General features: G+C 73.1%; 14 protein-coding genes, 1 tRNA gene, 1 other RNA gene, 1 pseudogene and 1 riboswitch. Of the genes and pseudogenes, 14 read left to right on the forward strand and 3 right to left on the reverse strand.

Annotated elements, in window-relative coordinates:
- From BG452_RS11475 to BG452_RS11500, 6 genes are all read left to right on the forward strand, one after another.
- Positions 1 to 993 (forward strand): S41 family peptidase (locus BG452_RS11475; protein WP_188304142.1); only part of this gene is annotated, 993 nt, incomplete at its 5' end.
- Positions 994 to 1,056: 63 nt separating this feature from the next.
- Positions 1,057 to 1,533: an SsrA-binding protein SmpB gene (smpB, locus tag BG452_RS11480; protein ID WP_188304143.1), complete on the forward strand. Its 477-nt coding sequence runs from the start codon at positions 1,057 to 1,059 to the stop codon at positions 1,531 to 1,533.
- A gap of 86 nt (positions 1,534 to 1,619) precedes the next feature.
- Positions 1,620 to 2,001, forward strand: a transfer-messenger RNA (tmRNA) gene (gene ssrA, locus BG452_RS11485).
- A gap of 151 nt (positions 2,002 to 2,152) precedes the next feature.
- Positions 2,153 to 4,456, forward strand: a complete 2,304-nt coding sequence (locus BG452_RS11490; RefSeq protein ID WP_188304144.1) for a HelD family protein — start codon at positions 2,153 to 2,155, stop codon at positions 4,454 to 4,456.
- Between the two features lie 348 nt (positions 4,457 to 4,804).
- A complete protein-coding gene (locus BG452_RS11495) occupies positions 4,805 to 6,274 on the forward strand; it encodes an NAD-dependent malic enzyme (protein ID WP_188304145.1) in 1,470 nt (489 codons plus the stop codon).
- Between the two features lie 531 nt (positions 6,275 to 6,805).
- Positions 6,806 to 7,087 (forward strand): HU family DNA-binding protein, encoded by a 282-nt coding sequence (locus tag BG452_RS11500; protein ID WP_188304146.1) that lies wholly within the window; start codon positions 6,806 to 6,808, stop codon positions 7,085 to 7,087.
- Positions 7,088 to 7,157: 70 nt separating this feature from the next.
- Here the strand turns inward: BG452_RS11500 and murA are convergent, their stop codons facing one another.
- Positions 7,158 to 8,498 (reverse strand): UDP-N-acetylglucosamine 1-carboxyvinyltransferase, encoded by a 1,341-nt coding sequence (murA, locus tag BG452_RS11505; protein ID WP_188304147.1) that lies wholly within the window; start codon positions 8,496 to 8,498, stop codon positions 7,158 to 7,160.
- Positions 8,499 to 8,797: 299 nt separating this feature from the next.
- On the opposite strand from murA, the gene BG452_RS11510 reads away from it, so the two are divergent.
- From BG452_RS11510 to BG452_RS11530, 6 genes and pseudogenes are all read left to right on the forward strand, one after another.
- Positions 8,798 to 9,391, forward strand: coding sequence for a YqgE/AlgH family protein (locus tag BG452_RS11510; protein WP_411292936.1), 594 nt, complete (start codon positions 8,798 to 8,800; stop codon positions 9,389 to 9,391).
- A 74-nt stretch (positions 9,392 to 9,465) separates the two neighbouring features.
- Positions 9,466 to 9,750 (forward strand): DUF3039 domain-containing protein, encoded by a 285-nt coding sequence (locus BG452_RS11515; protein WP_188304149.1) that lies wholly within the window; start codon positions 9,466 to 9,468, stop codon positions 9,748 to 9,750.
- Between the two features lie 91 nt (positions 9,751 to 9,841).
- The gene (locus tag BG452_RS11520) at positions 9,842 to 11,530 is read left to right on the forward strand and encodes a beta-N-acetylhexosaminidase (protein WP_188304150.1); all 1,689 of its coding nucleotides are present in this window, start codon (positions 9,842 to 9,844) and stop codon (positions 11,528 to 11,530) included.
- Positions 11,531 to 11,848: 318 nt separating this feature from the next.
- Positions 11,849 to 12,715: an FAD binding domain-containing protein gene (locus BG452_RS45500; protein WP_223242080.1), complete on the forward strand. Its 867-nt coding sequence runs from the start codon at positions 11,849 to 11,851 to the stop codon at positions 12,713 to 12,715.
- Positions 12,716 to 12,783: 68 nt separating this feature from the next.
- Positions 12,784 to 13,380 (forward strand): annotated as a pseudogene (locus BG452_RS45505) ((2Fe-2S)-binding protein); the annotation flags it as partial.
- Positions 13,381 to 13,895: 515 nt separating this feature from the next.
- The gene (locus BG452_RS11530) at positions 13,896 to 16,226 is read left to right on the forward strand and encodes a xanthine dehydrogenase family protein molybdopterin-binding subunit (RefSeq protein ID WP_188304151.1); all 2,331 of its coding nucleotides are present in this window, start codon (positions 13,896 to 13,898) and stop codon (positions 16,224 to 16,226) included.
- A 94-nt stretch (positions 16,227 to 16,320) separates the two neighbouring features.
- Here BG452_RS11530 and BG452_RS11535 read toward each other — a convergent pair.
- Positions 16,321 to 16,392: transfer RNA gene (locus tag BG452_RS11535), tRNA-Cys, on the reverse strand.
- An 83-nt stretch (positions 16,393 to 16,475) separates the two neighbouring features.
- Positions 16,476 to 16,541: riboswitch (guanidine-III (ykkC-III) riboswitch) on the forward strand.
- A gap of 44 nt (positions 16,542 to 16,585) precedes the next feature.
- Between BG452_RS11535 and BG452_RS11540 the strand changes: the two genes are divergently transcribed.
- Both BG452_RS11540 and BG452_RS11545 read left to right on the forward strand, forming a co-directional pair.
- On the forward strand, positions 16,586 to 16,900 hold the full coding sequence (locus BG452_RS11540) for a DMT family transporter (RefSeq protein ID WP_188304152.1): 315 nt from the start codon (positions 16,586 to 16,588) through the stop codon (positions 16,898 to 16,900).
- 85 nt (positions 16,901 to 16,985) lie between these two features.
- Entirely contained in the window at positions 16,986 to 18,425 is a 1,440-nt protein-coding gene (locus tag BG452_RS11545; protein ID WP_188304153.1) for an MFS transporter, read from the forward strand.
- Between the two features lie 2 nt (positions 18,426 to 18,427).
- Here BG452_RS11545 and BG452_RS11550 read toward each other — a convergent pair.
- The coding region (locus BG452_RS11550) for a hypothetical protein (RefSeq protein ID WP_411292937.1) at positions 18,428 to 19,643 on the reverse strand (1,216 nt) is incomplete at its 5' end.

Genomic DNA, 19,643 nt, shown 5'->3' on the forward strand with positions numbered 1-19,643 from the left:
GCCGCCGGGCCGCCGGCGGACCCGGCCGGCGCCGCGCTGCCCGAGCAGCAGGCCGAGCACCTGCTCGCGGCCGGCGGCGACCGCTGGGGCGCGTACTACAGCGCCCAGGAGTACGCCGAGTTCAGCCAGGGCCTGGACGGCCGCTACCCCGGTGTCGGCCTGTCGGTCGGCCGCGGCGAGGACGGTGTCACCGAGGTCTCCGAGGTCACCCCGGCCGGACCGGCCGCCGAGGCCGGGATCGCCCCCGGCGACCGGCTGCTGCGGATCGACCGGGACCAGGCCGACCGGCTGCCGGTCACCGAGGTGGTCGCCCGGCTGCGCGGGCAGGGCGACGAGCGCCGGGCCGGCTCCGAGGTCACCCTGGCCGTGCGGCGCGGCGAGGGCGAGGTGCGCGAACTGCGGCTGCGACGGGTGCTGCTGGACAGCCGGCAGGTCACCGCCGAGCACCTGGAGCGGGGCGTGTTGCGGATCACCGTCCGGGCCTTCACCACCGGCGTGGCCGACCAGGTGCGCGCCGCGCTGCGCGCCCCGCACACCGGCGTGGTGCTCGATCTGCGCGGCAACTCCGGCGGGTTGCTGGACGAGGCGGTCGGCACCGCCGGGAGCTTCCTGGACGGCGGCCCGGTCGGCTCGTACCAGGAGCGCGGCGAGAAGAGGGAGTTGACGGCCCCGCCGGGCGGCGACCGGCGCACCCCGCTGGTGGTGCTGGTGGACGGCGGCACGATGAGCGCCGCCGAACTGCTCGCCGGGGCCCTCCAGGACCGCAGCCGCGCCGTCGTGGTGGGCTCGCGGACCTTCGGCAAGGGCACCGTCCAGCAGCCCAGCAGGCTCGCCGACGGCGCGGTGCTGGAGCTGACGGTCGGCCGCTACTACACCCCGGCCGGGCACTCCCTGGACGGCACCGGCCTGACCCCGGACGTCCCGGCCGGCGCCGGCGAGGACGCCGACGCGCTCGCCCTGCGGGTGCTCGCCGGCATCGGCACCCGGTCCTGACGCGGCCGCCCGCCCCTAAAGCAGCTGCCCGACCGGGCGTCGAAGTGCGAGAATGACGGCGCTATGGCAAAGGAAACCGGACACAAGCTGATCGCGCAGAACAAGAAGGCGCGGCACGAGTACACGATCCTCGACACCTACGAGTGCGGCCTCGTACTCACCGGCACCGAGGTCAAGTCACTGCGGGAGGGGCGGGCCAACCTGGTCGACGGCTACGCCTACATCCAGAACCACGAGGCGTGGATCGACAACGTCTTCATCCCCGAGTACACCCAGGGGACGTGGACCAACCACGCGGCCCGGCGCAAGCGCAAGCTGCTGCTGCACAGGCTGGAGATCCGCAAGATCGAGACCACGGTCCGCGACGCGGGCCACACCCTGGTGCCGCTGTCCCTGTACTTCAAGGACGGCCGGGTCAAGCTCGAACTCGCACTGGCGGTCGGCAAGAAGCTGTACGACAAGCGCCAGACGCTGCGGGAGAAGCAGGACACCCGCGAGACGGCACGCGCGGTGGCGGCGGCCCGGCGGCGCCAGCGTTAATCCGCTGGACCCTCGACCGTCGCCTCGCGTACTATGGCGCAAGCAACACGGACGGTCATCGTCCGAGCTGTTTCTCAAAAAAACATGGGGATGATCGGTTTCGACAGGGGATGTTGAAACAGGGGAAGCGAGCCGAGGAACGCGGCAATGATCTCGTTAACCACGTGTCGCAAAAAAATAATCGCCAACTCTAAGCGCGATTCCCAGCAGTTCGCTCTCGCTGCCTAATAAGCACCGATAGCGCTTGGGTGTCAGACCGGGGAGTTCCCGACCCGGACCCTGGCATAATCTAGGGAACTCAACCGTCCGCCCGGGCTGCGAGGGTGGATGGGAAATCAAACAGCAGCTGGGCCTGTTGGCGGCTTGTCCGTGTGACCGCCAGGGCCGAGAAAAGCACAGCGGACTGCGCTCGGAGAAGCCCTGAATTAACTCCACTGGACCCGGGTTCGATTCCCGGCATCTCCACCACCCCATGTTCACACCGAAGGCCGTCCACCGCTGATGCGGAGGGCGGCCTTCGATTTTGTACGTTCCGGAGCAGCGCGTGCGGGGGGTCGCGGCGTAGGATCATCCGTCCGCTCGTTTTCCGGAGCCGGATTCCGTCGCAACCCCCGAGGCCATGCAGAGCAACACGGACACCACCCCCGCCACCGATCACGAGACCGTCCGCGAGCGCGAGATCGCCGGTGAGCAGCAGCACCTCGACACCGTCTACCACCGGCTGGAGGAGAAGCTCGCCGAAGCCGAGTACATCCTCGAGGACGCCGCCAAGCGGGTGCAGGTCGGCACCCCCGGCGCCCTCGCCGAGCGTGACGCCCAGGTCTACCGGGCCGGCGCGCACCTCCAGCGGCTCAACAACGAGTTCGAGGACTTCCTCTTCGGCCGGATCGACCTCCAGCAGGCGGACGCCCCGGAGGAACACGGCATTCCCTCCGACACCCCGCTGGACCCGGCCGACCCGGCCGTCGCCGAGACCCTCCACATCGGCCGCCTCGGCGTGCTGGACGCCGAGTACGGCCCGCTGGTGATCGACTGGCGCGCCCCCGCCGCCGCGCCGTTCTACCGCGCCACCCCGGTCGAGCCCGGCCGGGTGATCCGCCGCCGGGTGATCCGCTCCAAGGGCCGCAAGGTGATCGGCGTCGAGGACGATCTGCTGCGTCCCGACCTCACCCCGACCCTGGGCGGCGAGGAACTGGCCGTGGTCGGCGACGGCGCGCTGATGGCCTCGCTCGGCCGAGCCCGCAGCCACTCGATGCGCGACATCGTCTCCTCCATCCAGAAGGAGCAGGACGAGGTGATCCGGGCCGCCGCGGCCGGGGCCACGCTCGTCACCGGCGGCCCCGGCACCGGCAAGACGGCCGTCGCCCTGCACCGCGCCGCGTACCTGCTGTACCAGGACCGCCGCCGCTACGCCGGGGGCATCCTGGTGGTCTCGCCCACCCCGCTGCTGGTCTCCTACACCGAGGGCGTGCTGCCCTCGCTCGGCGAGGAGGGCCAGGTCGCGATCCGCGCGGTCGGCTCGCTGGTGGACGGCGTCGAGGCGGCCACGTACGACAGCCCGGAGGCGGCGAGGGTCAAGGGCTCGGCCCGGATGGTCCAGTTGCTGCGCCGGGCCGCCCGGGCGGCGCTGGAGCTGGGCGCCCCGCAGGAGCTCAAGGTGGTCGCCCGCGGCGAGGTGCTGAAGCTGGACGCGGGCCGGCTGAGGGCCGTCCGCGGCAACGTGGTGGGCGCCGGCGGCACCCCGCTGAACCTGCTGCGCCCGCGTGCCCGCCGGCTGCTGCTGGACGCCCTGTGGCAGGAGGCCACCAGGCACCTGCCCAGGCCCGCCGACCACTACGCCCGGGAGCAGCGCCAGGAGGAGAAGGAGTCCTTCGACGACTACGTCTCGGACGAGTCGTCGTTCCTGGACTTCCTGGACGCCTGGTGGCCGCTGCTGACCCCGCGCCGGGTGCTCGGCACGCTCAAGCAGACCCGGCACACCAACCGGATCGCCCGCGGCGCCGTCACCCCGGACGAGGCGAGGCTGCTGGCGGCCTCCTGGCGGCACCTGTCCCCGCAGGGCGAGGGCGAGCTGTCGGCGCACGACGTGGCGCTGGTGGACGAGCTGCAGGTGCTGCTCGGCGAGGCGGCCCGCCCGAAGGTCCGCGAGGTGGACGCGGTGGACCTGCTGAGCGGCCTGGAGGAGGTCACCACCTTCGCCGACCGCAACTCCCGTCAGCGGGAGCGCCAGCCGGTGGAGCGCAAGGAGTACGCCCACGTCATCGTGGACGAGGCCCAGGACCTCACCCCGATGCAGTGGCGGATGATCGGCCGGCGGTCCCGGATGGCCACCTGGACCATCGTCGGCGACCCGGCGCAGTCCTCCTGGCCGTTCCCCCAGGAGGCCCAGGCCGCGCTGGACGAGGTGCTGGCCGGCAAGCCGCGCCGCCGCTTCACGCTGACCGTCAACTACCGCAACCCGGCCGAGATCGCCGAGGTCGCGGCCAAGGTGCTGGCCCTGGCCGCGCCGGGCACGCCCTCGCCGAGCGCGGTGCGCCACGTCGGCGTGGAGCCGCGCTTCGCGGCCGTCGGCGACCCCGCGCCGGAGGCCTTCGGCCGGGGCGCCCGGGCCGAGCTGGAGCGGCTGCTGGGCGAGGTGGACGGCACCGTGGCGATCGTGGTGCCGATGGACCGCCGGGCCGAGGCGGCCGGCTGGGCCGAGGGCCTGGACGAGCGCGTGGTGGTGCTGGGCAGTCTGGAGGCCAAGGGCCTGGAGTACGACGCGACGGTGGTCGCCGACCCGACCGGCATCGCCGGCGAGTCGGAGGCCGGCCTGCGGGTGCTGTACGTGGCGCTGACCCGGGCGACCCAGCGGCTGACCGTGCTGTCCGGTCCTGACGACCTGCCGGACGCGGCCGGCGTGCCCGCGCTGCTGCACGGCTGACGCACCCACGACGAAGGCCCCTCACCGGTGGTGAGGGGCCTTCGGACGTTTAGGACACCGACCCGCCATGCTCGCCTCGCGGCAAGTGGTCCCTCTAAGGGACGAAGGTTGGGCCCGGGGGCTTGGATCGAGCCGGTGTCCCGTCCAATGTAACGCATCGGCCGGGAGAGGCAAGGAGTGTGCGGCCGGAGACTGTGGGCAAGCCGGTCCGGTTGTCGGATCCGCACACTCAATGAACGTTATTTCTGGCAATCCCTTGGAAGGTGCGACGATCGAGGTCTAGCATGCGCAGGCGATGCCTTCAACAAAATGTTGAGCCTGCGGGACAGACGGAAGAAGGAAGCGTCGATGGCGACGGTGCCCAGTGTCTCCAACTCGATCACGGTGCGACTGGAGGTCCCGGCCCGCGGCAACGCGGTCAGCGCGATCACCACGGCCGTGGAGTCCTCCGGCGGATCGGTGACCGGTCTCGACGTCACCGCCTCCGGCCTGGAGGCGCTGCGGATCGACGTGACCGTGGCGGCCTCCTCCGTGGCGCACGGCGAGGAGGTCGTCGAGAAGCTGCGGGCGATCGACGGCGTGTCGATCGGCAAGGTCTCGGACCGCACCTTCCTGATGCACCTCGGCGGCAAGATCGAGATGTCCTCGAAGCTGCCGATCCGCAACCGTGACGACCTGAGCATGATCTACACCCCGGGCGTGGCGCGGGTCTGCATGGCGATCGCCGAGAACCCCGAGGACGCCCGCCGCCTGACCATCAAGCGCAACAGCGTCGCGGTGGTCACCGACGGCTCCGCGGTGCTGGGCCTGGGCAACATCGGCCCGGCCGCCGCGCTGCCCGTCATGGAGGGCAAGGCGGCCCTGTTCAAGCGCTTCGCCGGGATCGACGCCTGGCCGCTCTGCCTGGACACCCAGGACACCGACGAGATCGTGGCCATCGTCAAGGCGATCGCCCCGGGCTTCGCCGGCATCAACCTGGAGGACATCTCCGCGCCGCGCTGCTTCGAGATCGAGGCCCGGCTGCGCGAGGCCCTGGACATCCCCGTCTTCCACGACGACCAGCACGGCACCGCGATCGTGGTGCTGGCCGCCCTCACCAACGCGCTGAAGGTGGTCGGCAAGGAGATCGGCGACATCCGTGTGGTGATGTCGGGCGCCGGCGCCGCCGGCACCGCGATCCTCAAGCTGCTGCTGGCCGCCGGTGTCGAGCACGCCACCGTCGCCGACGTGCACGGTGTGGTCCACCTGGGCCGTGAGGACCTCAACGAGAGCCTGCGCTGGATCGCCGAGCACACCAACCGCTCGGGCCGCACCGGCAGCCTCAAGGAGGCCGTGGCGGGCGCGGACGTCTTCATCGGGGTCTCGGCCCCGAACGTCCTGGACGGCGACGACCTGGCCACCATGGCGGACCGGTCGATCGTCTTCGCGCTGGCCAACCCGGACCCGGAGGTCGACCCGGCGGTGGCCCGCCAGACCGCCGCCGTGGTCGCCACCGGCCGTAGCGACTTCCCGAACCAGATCAACAACGTGTTGGTCTTCCCGGGTGTCTTCCGCGGCCTGCTGGACGCCCAGAGCCGCACGGTCAACACCGAGATGATGATCGCCGCCGCCCGCGCGCTGGCCACCACCGTCGCCGACGACGAGCTGAACGCCAACTACATCATCCCGAGCGTCTTCCACAAGGACGTCGCCAAGACCGTCGCCTCCGCGGTGCGCGAGGCGGCCATGGCGGACGCCCAGGCGCCCGCCCCGGCCCGTCCGACCCCCGGCATCGTCGGCACCCTCGACACTTCGGCCTTCCCGACCATCAAGCTCTGAGGACCGCCGCCGGGCCCGCGCCGGTCCGCCCTGACGACGTGTCGCCGATCGGTCAAATGTCCGATTAGCGGCCATACTCGCCCGATCCCGCCCCGAACCCTTGCGACACAAGGGCGAGGGGCGTGTTTGGGCTTGTCGTGCCTAGGGCGTACGGTAGCCCTGCACGGGGCAGGCGTGTCCGACAAGTACGGAACGTCCCCCTGGTCTTCCGGCGTGTCGTCCCGACCGCCGTCCGCGCCCGGTCCGCCGGAGCCGACGGAGCGTCACACCTCCAACGGGCGGGCGATATTCGGGTGGCTCGGCCGGGGCCCGATTGGCTTTCTCGGGGCCGGTCGGGGCAGGATTCGTTCCCAGGCAGGCGGCGGGCCTCTTCGACGGCTCCGGCGCGCGGCATCGGGTACGGACCCGGCCTGCGACCACGCAATGCCTGCATGAGCACAGTGTGCGGACCTGCGGCCTATCCGGGTGCCCCCCGGTGGGAGCACCGATGGGCCCCCGCACACCGCAAGCGAACAGACCACAGGAGTACACATGAACCGCAGTGAGCTGGTGGCCGCGCTGTCCGAGCGCGCCGAGGTGACCCGCAAGGACGCCGACGCCGTTCTGGCCGCCTTCGCCGAGATCGTCGGCGAGGTCGTCGCCAAGGGCGACGAGAAGGTCACCATCCCCGGTTTCCTGACCTTCGAGCGCACCCACCGTGCCGCTCGTACCGCCCGCAACCCGCAGACCGGCGAGCCGATCCAGATCGCGGCCGGCTACAGCGCCAAGGTGAGCGCCGGCTCCAAGCTGAAGGAAGCCGCCAAGGGCGTCTGAACCACCCCTTGAACGCCCGAGAGGCCGGGCTCCCCGCGGGGAGCCCGGCCTCTCGCCGTGCGCGCGCTCGTTACGCGTCGACCAGCTGCTCGCTGGGCAGCTCGACGTGGGCGCCGAGGTCCCGCAGCTTCGCCATGAAGTTCTCGTAGCCGCGGTTGATCAGGTCGATGCCGTGCACGGTCGAGGTGCCCTCGGCCGCCAGCGCCGCGATCAGGTACGAGAAGCCGCCGCGCAGGTCGGGGATGACCAGCTCCGCGCCCATCAGCTTGGACGGGCCGGAGACGACCGCGGAGTGCAGGAAGTTGCGCGCGCCGAAGCGGCACGGGGTGGCGCCCAGGCACTCGCGGTAGAGCTGGATGTGCGCCCCCATCTGGTTGAGCGCGCCGGTGAAGCCCAGCCGCGACTCGTACACCGTCTCGTGCACGATGGACAGCCCGGTGGCCTGGGTCAGCGCGACCACCAGCGGCTGCTGCCAGTCGGTCTGGAAGCCCGGGTGGACGTCCGTCTCCAGGGCGATCGCCTTGAGCTCGCCGCCCGGGTGCCAGAAGCGGATGCCCTCGTCGTCCACCTCGAAGGCGCCGCCGACCTTCCGGAAGGTGTTGAGGAAGGTCATCATCTCCAGCTGGCGGGCGCCGCGGACGTAGATGTCGCCCTTGGTGGCGAGCGCCGCGCAGGCCCAGGAGGCGGCCTCCAGGCGGTCCGACAGGGCGCGGTGGGTGTAGCCGTTCAGCTCGTCCACACCGGTGATCAGGATGGTGCGGTCGGTGCCCAGGGTGATGATCGCGCCCATCTTCTGCAGCACGCAGATCAGGTCGACGATCTCCGGCTCGATGGCCGCGTTGCGCAGCTCGGTGACGCCCTCGGCGAGGACGGCGGTGAGCAGCACCTGCTCGGTCGCGCCGACCGAGGGGTAGGGCAGCTCGATCTTGGTGCCGCGCAGCCGCTGCGGGGCGACCAGGTAGGTGCCCTGGGGGTGCTTCTCGATGGTGGCGCCGAACTGGCGCAGCACCTCGAAGTGGAAGTCGACCGGGCGGCCGCCGATGTCGCAGCCGCCCAGGCCGGGGATGAAGGCGTGGCCGAGGCGGTGCAGTAGCGGGCCGCAGAACAGGATCGGGATCCGCGAGGAGCCGGCGTGGGCGTCGATGTCGGCGACATTGGCGCTCTCGACGTGCGAGGGGTCGAGGATCAGCTCGCCGTCCTCGTCGCCGGTGCGCACGGTCACACCGTGCAGCTGAAGCAGGCCGCGGACCACCTTGACGTCGCGGATGTCCGGGACGTTGCGCAGTCTGCTGGGGCCCTGGCCGAGGAGCGCGGCGACCATGGCCTTGGGGACCAGGTTCTTCGCTCCGCGGACGCGGATCTCGCCTTCGAGGGGGTTTCCGCCGTGGACCAGCAGGACGTCGTCGGTCATCGTTCTCGCAATCCGGGGTGCCAGAGGAATGGGAACGGCTCCGGTACGGAGCCGCAGGTGGACCGGTGGTACGGGCGTACGGGCGCGTTCGGGCCCCCGGAGAATCCGAGTCGGCACCGTAGAGGGGCGTCCACCATCCGTAGATGGTAGTGGGCGTGCCGATGGTTCCCGTGAGCCTCTCCCGTGATGGTGCTCTCTCCGGCCCGGCTCCCGCCCGCCGGTACGGCCGTACGGGTGTTCGTCCGGCGTGGCGTGGTTTCGGGTGTTGCGGTGTCCGACCGGTGCCGTTCTGCGGGATCATGTGTGGCATGACGGCGGCCCATTCGCACGGAGGCCGGTCCCACACCGGCCGTCTGCTCGTCGCGACGCCCATGCTCACCGACCCGAATTTCGCCCGGGCGGTGGTGCTGCTCCTCGACCACGACGTCGAGGGGGCGCTCGGCGTGGTGCTCAACCGGCCCACACCGGTCGAGGTGGGCAGCGTCCTGGACGGCTGGGGCGGACTCGTCGGGCAGCCCGCGGTGGTGTTCCAGGGCGGGCCGGTGGCGCTGGACTCGGCGCTCGGCCTGGCGGTCGCGCCGGGGGAGCCGGGCACCGGCCAGCCGCTCGGCTGGCGGCGGGTGCACGGCGCGATCGGCCTGGTGGACCTGGAGGCGCCGCCCGAGGTGCTGGCCGGGGAGCTGGGCAGCCTGCGGATCTTCGCCGGGTACGCCGGCTGGTCGCCGGGCCAGCTGGAGAGCGAGCTGGAGAGCGGCGCCTGGTACCTGGTGGACTGCGAGCCCGGGGACGTCTCCAGCCCCGATCCGGAGCGGCTGTGGCGCTCGGTGCTGCGCCGCCAGCGCGGCCCGCTGGCCCTGCTGGCGACCTACCCGGACGACCCGACGATGAACTGAGCGGCCGCCCCCGGGCCCGGGGGCGTCGCATGACACTGGCCCGGTTTCCGGGGGCGCCCATAGACTTGGCACCTATGAGCACTCTTGAGCCCGAGCGCGGCCTCGGCACCGGCACCCTGGTCGAGCCCGTCCCCCAGGTGTCCCACGGCGACGGCGACCACGAGCGCTTCGCGCACTACGTCCAGAAGGACAAGATCATGGAGAGCGCGCTCTCCGGGTCCCCGGTCGTGGCGCTGTGCGGCAAGGTGTGGGTGCCCGGTCGCGACCCGAAGAAGTACCCGGTCTGCCCGATGTGCAAGGAGATCTACGACGGCATCGGCAAGCCGCAGGGTGGCGACGGGGACAACAACAACAAGTAGTCCGGCGCCGTCCGCGGAACACCGTTTTGCATAGCACCGCGATTCCGCAGTGGTCTATGCCAATCGTTCCGGGCCTGGGCAGGATGTCGGAATGGACCTCATTCCCGCACCTTCGAGTGCCGTCCGGCGCCCGGGCGAGGACTTCCCGCTCGACGCCACCACCACGCTGACCGCGCCGCCCGGGCTGGCCGACGCCGAGCGGTGGCTGCGCGGCACGCTGTCCGCCGCCACCGGACTGCCGCTCGCCCCGGGCCGCCCGGGCGCCGGCATCGAGCTGGTCCTGGACGACACCCTGGCCGCCGAGGCGTACCGGATCACGGTGCGCCCCGGCCACGCCCTGCTCACCGCGGGCGGCCCGGCCGGCGCGCTGTGGGCGGCCCAGACCCTGCGGCAGCTGCTCGGGCCCGACGCGTACCGGCGCTCCCCGCTGCGCCGGGAGGCCTGGGTGCTGCCCGGCGCGGACATCGCCGACGCGCCCCGGTTCGGCTGGCGCGGCGCGCTGCTGGACGTCGCCCGGCACTTCCTGCCCAAGTCCGACGTGCTGCGCTTCGTCGACCTGCTGGCCGCGCACAAGCTCAACGTGCTCCACCTGCACCTGACCGACGACCAGGGCTGGCGGATCGAGATCAAGCGCTACCCGCGGCTGACCGGGCGCGGCGCCTGGCGGGAGCGCTCGATGGTCGGCTACCGGGCCGGGCAGCGCCGGGACGACCGCCCGCACGGCGGCTACTACACCCAGGACGACCTGCGCGAGATCGTCGCCTACGCGGCCGCGCGCGGGATCACCGTCGTCCCGGAGGTCGACCTGCCCGGCCACACCCAGGCCGCCGTCGCCGCCTACCCCGAGCTGGGCAACACCGACGTGGTGGACACCGCCGCGCTCGGCGTCTGGACGGACTGGGGGGTGAGCCACCACGTGCTCAACGCCTCCGAGGAGACCCTGCGGTTCTTCGAGGGGGTGCTGGAGGAGGTCCTGGAGGTGTTCCCGTCCGAGTTCGTCCACCTCGGCGGCGACGAGTGCCCCAAGGAGCAGTGGAAGGACAGCGCCGCCGCCCAGGCCCGGATCCGCGAGCTCGGCCTGGCCAACGAGGACGAGCTGCAGAGCCACCTCATCCGGCACTTCGACCGCTGGCTGGCCGAGCGCGGGCGCCGGCTGATCGGCTGGGACGAGATCCTGGAGGGCGGGCTGGCCATCGCCACCGCGCCACAGGGGGCGCCGGAGGCAGGAGCGCCGGTGTCGGGTGCCGAGCGCCCGGCGGCGTGGGGGCGGTCCCGTGCGGCCGTCTCCTCCTGGCGCGGCTTCGGCGGCGGGATCGCCGCCGCGAAGGCCGGGCACGACGTGGTGATGTGCCCCGAGCAGCACGTCTACTTCGACCACCGGCAGGCGGACGGGCCGGACGAGCCGATCCCGGTCGGCTTCGTGCGCACGCTGGAGGACGTCTACCGCTTCGAGCCCGTCCCGGAGCAGTTGGACGAGGCCGCCGCCCGGCACGTCATCGGCACCCAGGCCAACCTGTGGAGCGAGTTCATGGACAGCGCCCGGGACATCGACTACCGGGCCTTCCCCCGGCTGGTCGCCTTCGCCGAGGTCGCCTGGTCCGAGCTGCCCGCCCGGCCGGCCGAGCGGGACTACCCGGGCTTCGAGCGGCGGCTGCGCGCCCACCTGGAGGTGCTGGACGCACTGGGCGTCGAGTACCGCCCCGTCGACGGCCCGCACCCCTGGCAGCGCCGGCCCGGCGTGGTGGGGCGGCCGATCGAGGGGCCGCCGCCGGTGCGCTAGCCGGTGCCGCCGGTGTGCTGATGTGTCCGTCGGGAACTTATGGACGGTCATCTGACGTCAAGAAGAGATGAACATCTGACCCCGGCCCGTTCGGGTCGGGGCAGATACCGCCCGGTATCCGTCCCAAACGGGCAGTCCCGTTCACCGGCCCCGAAATGATCATCGAGCATTGTGTGCCAGAGTTGCCCAACCCGGCCCGATCGCCCGTACCCTACGGCCAGGCCGGGCTGCTGACGCGGACAGTGCGGCCACGGCCGCGGGCGGCAGACGATCGATGAGCAAGTGGAGCACGGTGGGACCCAGGTGAACCGGACGATCATGCTGCCGGCCTCGCTCGACGAGGCCGTCGACGCGCTGGCCGCCGCCCCGGCCGCGGTACCGGTGGCCGGCGCCACCGACCTCATGGAAGCCGTCAACGCCGGACGGCTGCGCCCCGCCGCCCTGGTCGGCCTCGGCCGGATCACCGAACTGCGCGGCTGGCGCTACGAGGACGGCGGCACCGCCGTCCTCGGCGCCGGACTCACCCACGCCCGGATGGACCGCCCCGACTTCGCCGCGCTCATCCCCGCCCTCGCCGACGCCGCCCGCACCGCCGGCCCGCCGCAGGTCCGCAACGTCGGCACCCTCGGCGGCAACATCGTCACCGCCGCCCCGGCCGGCGACACCCTCCCGGTGCTCGCCGCCCTGGAGGCCAGCGTCACCCTCGCCCGGGCCGGCGCCAGCCGCGAGGTGCCGGTCAGTCACCTGCTCACCGGCCTCGACCCGGTGCGCCCGGGCGAACTGCTCACCTGGGTGCGCGTCCCGCTGCTGCACGCGCCGCAGGTCTTCCTCAAGGCCACCGGCCGCAGCGGCCCGGCCCGCGCCACCGCCTCCGTCGCCCTCGTTCTCGACCCGGCCCGGCGCGCCGTGCGCTGCGCCGTCGGAGCCGTCGCCCCTGTCCCGCTGCGCCCGCTGGAGGCCGAGGCCTGGGTGGCCGGCTGCATCGACTGGGACGGCAGCCGGGAGATCGACCCGGCCGCGGGCGCCGCCTTCGGCGAGTACGTCGCCGCCGCCTGCGTCCCCGACAACTACGGCGCCGAGGGCGCCTGGGAGGCCGTGACCGAGGGGCCGACCGCGGCCGCCGTTCGGCTACGGCGTACCGTATCGGTGCTGGCCCGACGGGCACTGGGAAGGGCGCTGAAGTGACCACAGACCCCATCGAGACCCTCGACGCCGAGCCGCTCGGCCTCACCCCCCAGGTCAGCCGGGAGCTGCGCCCGTGCGCCTCCTACACGCTGCGGGTCAACGGTTCCGAACGGCCCGTCACCGACGCCTGGATCGGCGAGAGCCTGCTCTACGTCCTGCGCGAGCGGCTCGGCCTGGCCGGCGCCAAGGACGGCTGCGAGCAGGGCGAGTGCGGCGCCTGCTCGGTACAGGTGGACGGCCAGCTGGTGGCCGGCTGCCTGGTGCCCGCCGCACTGGCCGCCGACAGCGAGATCAACACCGTCGAGGGCCTGTCCGCCGCCGGCGGCGCGAGCGACGTCCAGCAGGCGCTGGCCGCCTCCGGCGCCGTGCAGTGCGGCTACTGCACCCCCGGCATGGCGATGGCCGTGCACGACCTGCTTCAGCGCAACCACCGGCCCACCGAGGTCGAGGCCCGGCAGGCGCTGTGCGGCAACCTGTGCCGCTGCACCGGCTACCGCGGCGTGCTGGCCGCCGTCCAGACCGTCGCGGACGCCCGCGCGCTGGAGGCCGAGGAGGCGGAGGGCGCCGCCGCGGCCGCCGCCGAACCGGCCGCCGAGGCCGGGGCACCGGCCGACCAGGCCTCCCCGGCCGAGCGGCAGCCCGCCGCCGTCGAGCCGCCGGTCTACTCCGACGAGGCCTGGATCGAGCACGTCCCCCAGCCGCCCGCCGAGGCCGCGGCCGCACCCGTCCAGGCACCCGCTCCGGCCCCCGCCCCGGCCGAGCAGCCGTACGGCGACGGCGGCTACGACACCGGCGTGTACGACACCTCCGCCCTGACGGCGATGCAGCCCGGCATCCCCGCCCAGGCCACCGGCGACCAGGTGTACTACCCGCCGCAGGGCTACCCCGAGCAGCCGTACCAGGCCACCCCCGCGCACGGCACCTACGTGCCGGCCGGCTACCCGGACGGCCACCAGCAGCACCACGGCTACGACACCGGCTACGACGCCCCGGTCTACGAGCCCACCCCCGCGCACGGCACCCCGCTGCCCGGCGCCGTCCACGACGGCACGCCCCCGCACGGCACCCCGTACACGGACCCGCACGGCACCCCGGCCGAGGCCGGCGTCCCGACCACCGGCGTCCCCTACGGCGCCACCCCCGCCCACGGCATCCGGCTCTCCGAGGACGACCACGCATCATGACGTCGCCTACCGACATCGGCGCAGCACTCCAGCAGGACGGCGGCGAGGGCGGCGCCGTACCGGAGCCGTTCGGCCTGGGCAGTTCCCCGCTGCGCAGCGACGCGCTGCCCAAGGCGCTCGGGATCTACCCGTACGCGGCCGACCTGTGGGCCGAGGGGCTGCTGTGGGGCGCGGTGCTGCGCTCGCCGCACCCGCACGCCCGGATCCGCGGCATCGACACCTCGGCCGCACTCGCCCTGCCCGGGGTGCACGCCGTCGTCACCGCCGCCGACCTGCCGCCCGGCCCGGACGGCACCCCGGACGGCGCCCCGGCCGGCCCGATCGTCGCCGACCGCCCGGTGCTGGCCGCCGGCGTGGTGCGCCACCACGGCGAGCCGGTCGCCGCGGTCGCCGCCGACCACCCGGACACCGCCCGGCTGGCCGTCGGCCTGATCGCGGTCGACTACGAGCCGCTGGAGGCGGTCACCGACCCCGAGCAGGCCTTCACCGCGCCGGCGCTGCACCCGGACGGCAACCTGTTCCGCCACCTGCCGCTGCGCACGGGGGACCCGGACGCGGCCGGCGAGATCATCGTCGAGGGCCTCTACCAGGTCGGCCGGCAGGACCCGGCCCCGCTCGGCGCCGAGGCCGGGCTGGCCGTGCCGCGCCCGGACGGCGGCGTGGAGCTGCACCTGTCCTCCACCGACCCGCACGGCGACCGCGAACGCACCGCCGCCTGCCTGGGCCTGGAGCCCGACCGGGTCCGACTGGTCGTCACCGGCGTGCCCGGCGCCACCACCGACCGCGAGGACATCTCCTTCCAGGTCACCCTGGCGCTGCTGGCGCTGCGCACCGGCCGCCCGGTCAAGATGACCCTCACCCGCGAGGAGTCCTTCCACACCCACACCTCGCGCCACCCCGCGCTGCTGCGCTACCGCCACCACGCCGACGCCGACGGCACCCTGGTGAAGGTGGAGGCGCAGATCCTGCTGGACGGCGGCGCCTACGCGGACGTCTCCGCCGAGGCGCTGGCCGCCGCGACGGCCTTCTCGGTCGGCCCGTACGTCTGCCCCAACGTGTTCGTGGACGCCTGGGCGGTGCGCACCAACAACCCGCCGGCCGGGCGGATGCGCGGCGAGGGCGCGCTGCAGGCCTGCTTCGCGTACGAGTCGCAGCTGGACCAGCTGGCCGCCCGGGTGGGCGTGGACCCGGTGGAGATCCGCCGCCGCAACGCGATGTCCACCGGCGACCCGCTGCCCACCGGACAGGCCGTCACCTGCCCGGCGCCGGTGCGGGCGCTGCTGGACGCGGTGGCGGCGGAGCCGCTGCCGGCCCTGCCGGTGGACGACCCGGACGCCGAGTGGCTGCTGCCCGGCGGGCCCGGCGGCGCCGGGGACCCGTCCGCGGTGCGCCGCGGCATCGGCTACGCCGTCGGCATGGTGCACATGCTGGGCGCCGAGGGCGATGACGAGGTGTCCACCGCCACCGTGCGGGTCAGCGGCGACCACGCCACGGTGATCTGCGCGGCCGTCGACGCCGGGCAGGGCTTCGCCACGCTGGCCCGGCAGATCGTGCAGACCGTACTGGGCGTCAGCGAGGTCTACATCGCGCCGGCCGACAGCGACCAGTCGATCGCCGGGCCGTCCGCGCGGGGCCGGCACACCTGGGTCTCCGGCGGGGCGGTCGAGCGGGCCGCGCTGATGGTCCGCCACCAGCTGCTGCAGCCGATCGCGGCCAACTTCGGGATGTCGGTGGAGCTGCTGCAGATCGCCGACGGCAAGATCACCTCCTACGACGGGGTGCTCGGGATGCCGGTCGCCGAGGCGCTGGAGGGCAAGGAGCTCTGGGCCACCGCGCAGTGCCGTCCGCACCCGACCGAGCCGCTGGACGAGTCCGGGCACGGCGACGCCTTCGTCTCCATCTCCTTCTGCGCGATGCGCGCGGTGGTGGACGTGGACATCGAGCTGGGGGCCGTCCGGGTGGTCGAGATGACCGTCGCCCAGGACGTCGGCCGGGCGCTGAACCCGCGCCAGATCGAGGACCGGATCGAGGCGGGCGTGGCCCAGGGCGTGGGCCTGGCGCTGATGGAGGACCTGCGCACGGAGGACGGGCTGCTGGGCAACCCCTCGCTCACCGGCTACCGGCTGCCCACCTCGCTGGACACCCCGGAGGTGCGGATCGCCGCGCTGCTGGAGGAGCGGGACGTGGTCGCCACCTTCGGCGCCAAGGCGGTCAGCGCCGTGCCCGCGGTGGTCGCCCCCTCGGCCGTCGCCGCCGCCGTCCGGGCCGCCACCGGCCTGCCCGTCGGCCGGCTGCCGATCCGCCCGGAGGACGCCGTCACCGCCTGAGCGGGGCGCGGGCGGGAAAGCGGAACGGGAAGACGGAACGGGGAATGCGGAATTGCCGGTCGACTTTCGAGTCGACCGGCAATTCCCGTTTCCGAGGCCGTGGCGGGAATTGAACCCGCGTACACCGCTTTGCAGACGGTTCCCTGAACCACTCGGGCACACGGCCAGTGAATTCAGGATGGCCGATCCCCGGAATGAGGTCAACGAACTTCTGTAAATTCTGTGTGGCAATGTGTGCTACCGTCGGAGTCGGTGGCTGTATTCCCGCCACCCCGGACGAGAGCGTCGTACCCGGTGACGACAAGACGACGCAGTTCAGCGGCAATCCGGCCGCTGTGGACTGCGGAGGTACGGCCGTCATGGCTTGGCTCGTTCTGATCGTCTCGGGTCTCCTGGAGACCGTCTGGGCGGTGGCCCTGGAATCGTCCAAGGGTTTCTCCCGCCTCGTTCCCAGCCTCGTCTTCGGCGTCGCGCTGCTGTTCAGCATGGGCGGACTGGCGTACGCGATGCGCACCATCCCGATCGGCACCGGCTACGCGGTCTGGGTCGGCATCGGCGCGGTCGGCACCGCGCTCTACGGCATGGCCGTCCTGGGGGACGCGGCGACCATGGCCCGGATCGGCTGCCTGCTGCTGATCGTCTCCGGCGTGGTGGGGCTCAAGGTGCTGCACTGAAGCCGTGGGCCCAGGGCCGGCGACGGACCCGGTCAGGGACCGCGGTCAGGAGTCACGGAGGCGGACGGCTCTTACGATGTCACGTATGACCACTGCCTCCCCCACCTCGGTCGACTCCCCCTCGATACCCTCCGGAACCGACCCCGGCGGCGGAGTCATGAGCGGCCGCTACCGCGCTCTGACGCTCGGGATCGTGTCGGTGGTCCTGGTGATCGCCTTCGAGGCGACCGCCGTCAACACCGCGATGCCGACCGCGGCCCGGCAGCTGAACGGCCTCGGGCTGTACGCCTTCGCCTTCTCCGGCTACTTCACCACCACGCTGTTCGCCCTGGTCGTCTCCGGCCAGTGGTGCGACCGGCGCGGCCCGCTGCGGCCGCTGTTCACCGGCATCGCGGTGTTCGGTGTGGGCCTGGTGCTGGCCGGGACGGCGCCCGGCATGTGGGTGTTCGTGGCCGGGCGGGCCGTCCAGGGGCTGGGCGGCGGGCTGGTGATCGTCGCGCTGTACGTGGTGGTCGGCCGGGCCTACCCGGAGCGGCTGCGGCCGGCGGTGTTCGCCGCCTTCTCCTCGGCCTGGGTGCTGCCCTCCATCGTCGGACCGCTGGTGTCCGGGGCGGTCACCCAGCACCTCGGCTGGCGCTGGGTCTTCCTCGCGGTGCCGGTGCTGATCCTGCTGCCGCTGGTGGTGATGGGCCCGGCGCTGGCCCGCTCCGAGCGGGACCACCCGGTGCTCAAGGGAGCCGGGTTCGACCGCCGCCGCACCCTGCTGGCCGCCATGGCGGCGGTCGGCGCCGGCCTGCTGCAGTACGCGGGCCAGCGGCGCGACCTGGTCGGGCTGCTCCCCGGTATCGCCGGGGCGGCGCTGCTGGTGCCGGCTGTGCTGGGGCTGCTGCCGAAGCGGACCCTGCGGGCCGGGCGCGGGCTGCCGACGGTGATCCTGCTGCGCGGCCTGGCGGCCGGTGCGTTCCTCGGCGCCGAGGCCTTCGTCCCGCTGATGATGACCACCCAGCGGGACCTCTCGCCGACCCTGTCCGGGCTCACCCTGACCAGCGGCGGGCTCACCTGGGCGCTGGGCTCCTGGCTGCAGGGGCGGCCCGGGGCCGAGCGCTACCGCGAGGCGATGATCCGGGGCGGCTTCGTGCTGACCGCGGTGGCGATCGCGGGCGTCGCGCTGGTGCTGGTCCCGGCGGTGCCGGCCTGGGCGGCGTCGGTGGCCTGGGGCGTCGGCGGCATCGGGATGGGGCTGACGGTCGCGAGCGTCAGCGTGCTGATGATGAAGCTCTCCGCGCCGGAGGACGCCGGGGCCAACTCGGCCGCGCTGCAGATGAGCGACGCGCTGGGCAACGTGCTGCTGACCGGTCTGGCGGGGGTGCTGTTCGCGGCGCTGGGCGGCGGCTCACTGGCCGCCGCCCACGAGGTCGCCGGGGCTGACGGCTCGCCCGGCGCCTTCGCGGTGATCCTGCTGGTGATGGCCGCGGTGGCGGCGCTGGGGGCGCTGCTGTCCGGCCGGGTCCGTACCAGGGGCTGAGGTCAGCCGGCGGCGGCCGTGGCGGTCGGGGAGGGGGCCGGCGGCGCCGCCGGGGTGCCGAGGAAGCTCTCCCAGCCGCCGGCCGGGGACTGGCCCGGGCCGAGGCCCTGCAGCTTGCGCAGCACCGCCGGGTCCTGGGCGTCCAGCCAGTCCACCAGCTGGCGGAAGGAGACCAGCCGGACCTCCGGCTTGCCCGCGATCGACTTGAGCACGTCCTCGACGGCGTTCATGTAGATGCCGCCGTTCCACTCCTCGAAGTGGTTGCCGATGACGTACGGCGCCCGGTTGCTGTTGTAGGTGCGGTCGAAGCCCATCAGGTAGGAGTCCCGGGCCTGGGCCTGGAAGCCCGGGTAGAGCGCCGGATCGGCCTTGGTGTTGGGGCCGCACTGGTTGAACATGATGTTGTAGTCCATCGACAGCACCTGGAAGGTGTGCCCGGGGAAGGGGATGGACTGCAGCGGGAGGTCCCACAGTGCGCCGCCCTGGATCTTCTGCGGCCACACCTGGGTGCCGTTGCCACTGCTGTCGTAGCGCCAGCCGCGCTTGACGGCGGTGGGCAGCAGGTTGCGCTGGCCCTCCAGGCACGGGGTGCGGCTGCCGATCAGCTCCTTGCGGTAGTCGAAGGGCAGGGCGGGCAGGTCGGTGAAGCCGGTGTTGGTGCGCCAGTTCGTCACGAAGTCCATTGCCTGCTGGATCTCGCTGTCCCACTCCTCCGGGGACCACTTGCCGACGCCGGTGGAGCCGCAGAAGTGGCCGTTGAAGTGGGTGCCGATCTCGTGGCCCTCCAGCCAGGCGGCGTGCACGTTCTCCAGGGTGTCGTGGATGTGCTGGTCGCTCAGGTAGCCGATCTCGGAGGCGCCGACCTTGTGCTGCGGGGGGCGGTACAGGTCCTTCTTGGACTCCGGCAGCAGGTAGAGGCCGCTGAGGAAGAAGGTCATCGAGGCGTTGTGCTCCTGGGCCAGCCGGCGGAAGCGGGCGAACAGGCCGTTGTCGAGCTCGCCGGCGCCGTCCCAGGAGAAGACCACGAACTGCGGGGGCCGCTGGCCGGGCTGGAGCTGCTCGGGGACGGGCTGGCGGGGCTGGGCGCCGGTGTCCGAGGTGGAGCCGTCGCCGATCAGCACGACCTGGGGCTTCTGCGGGACCGGGGCCGGGGTGGCGCTCTGCCCGCCGGGGGCCGGGGCGGGCAGGTCCGCGCCGGCCGCGTGCTCCCCGCCGCCG

This window comes from Streptomyces sp. CBMA123, assembly GCF_014596465.1.
In the GTDB taxonomy this organism is placed as follows: Bacteria; Actinomycetota; Actinomycetes; order Streptomycetales; family Streptomycetaceae; genus Kitasatospora.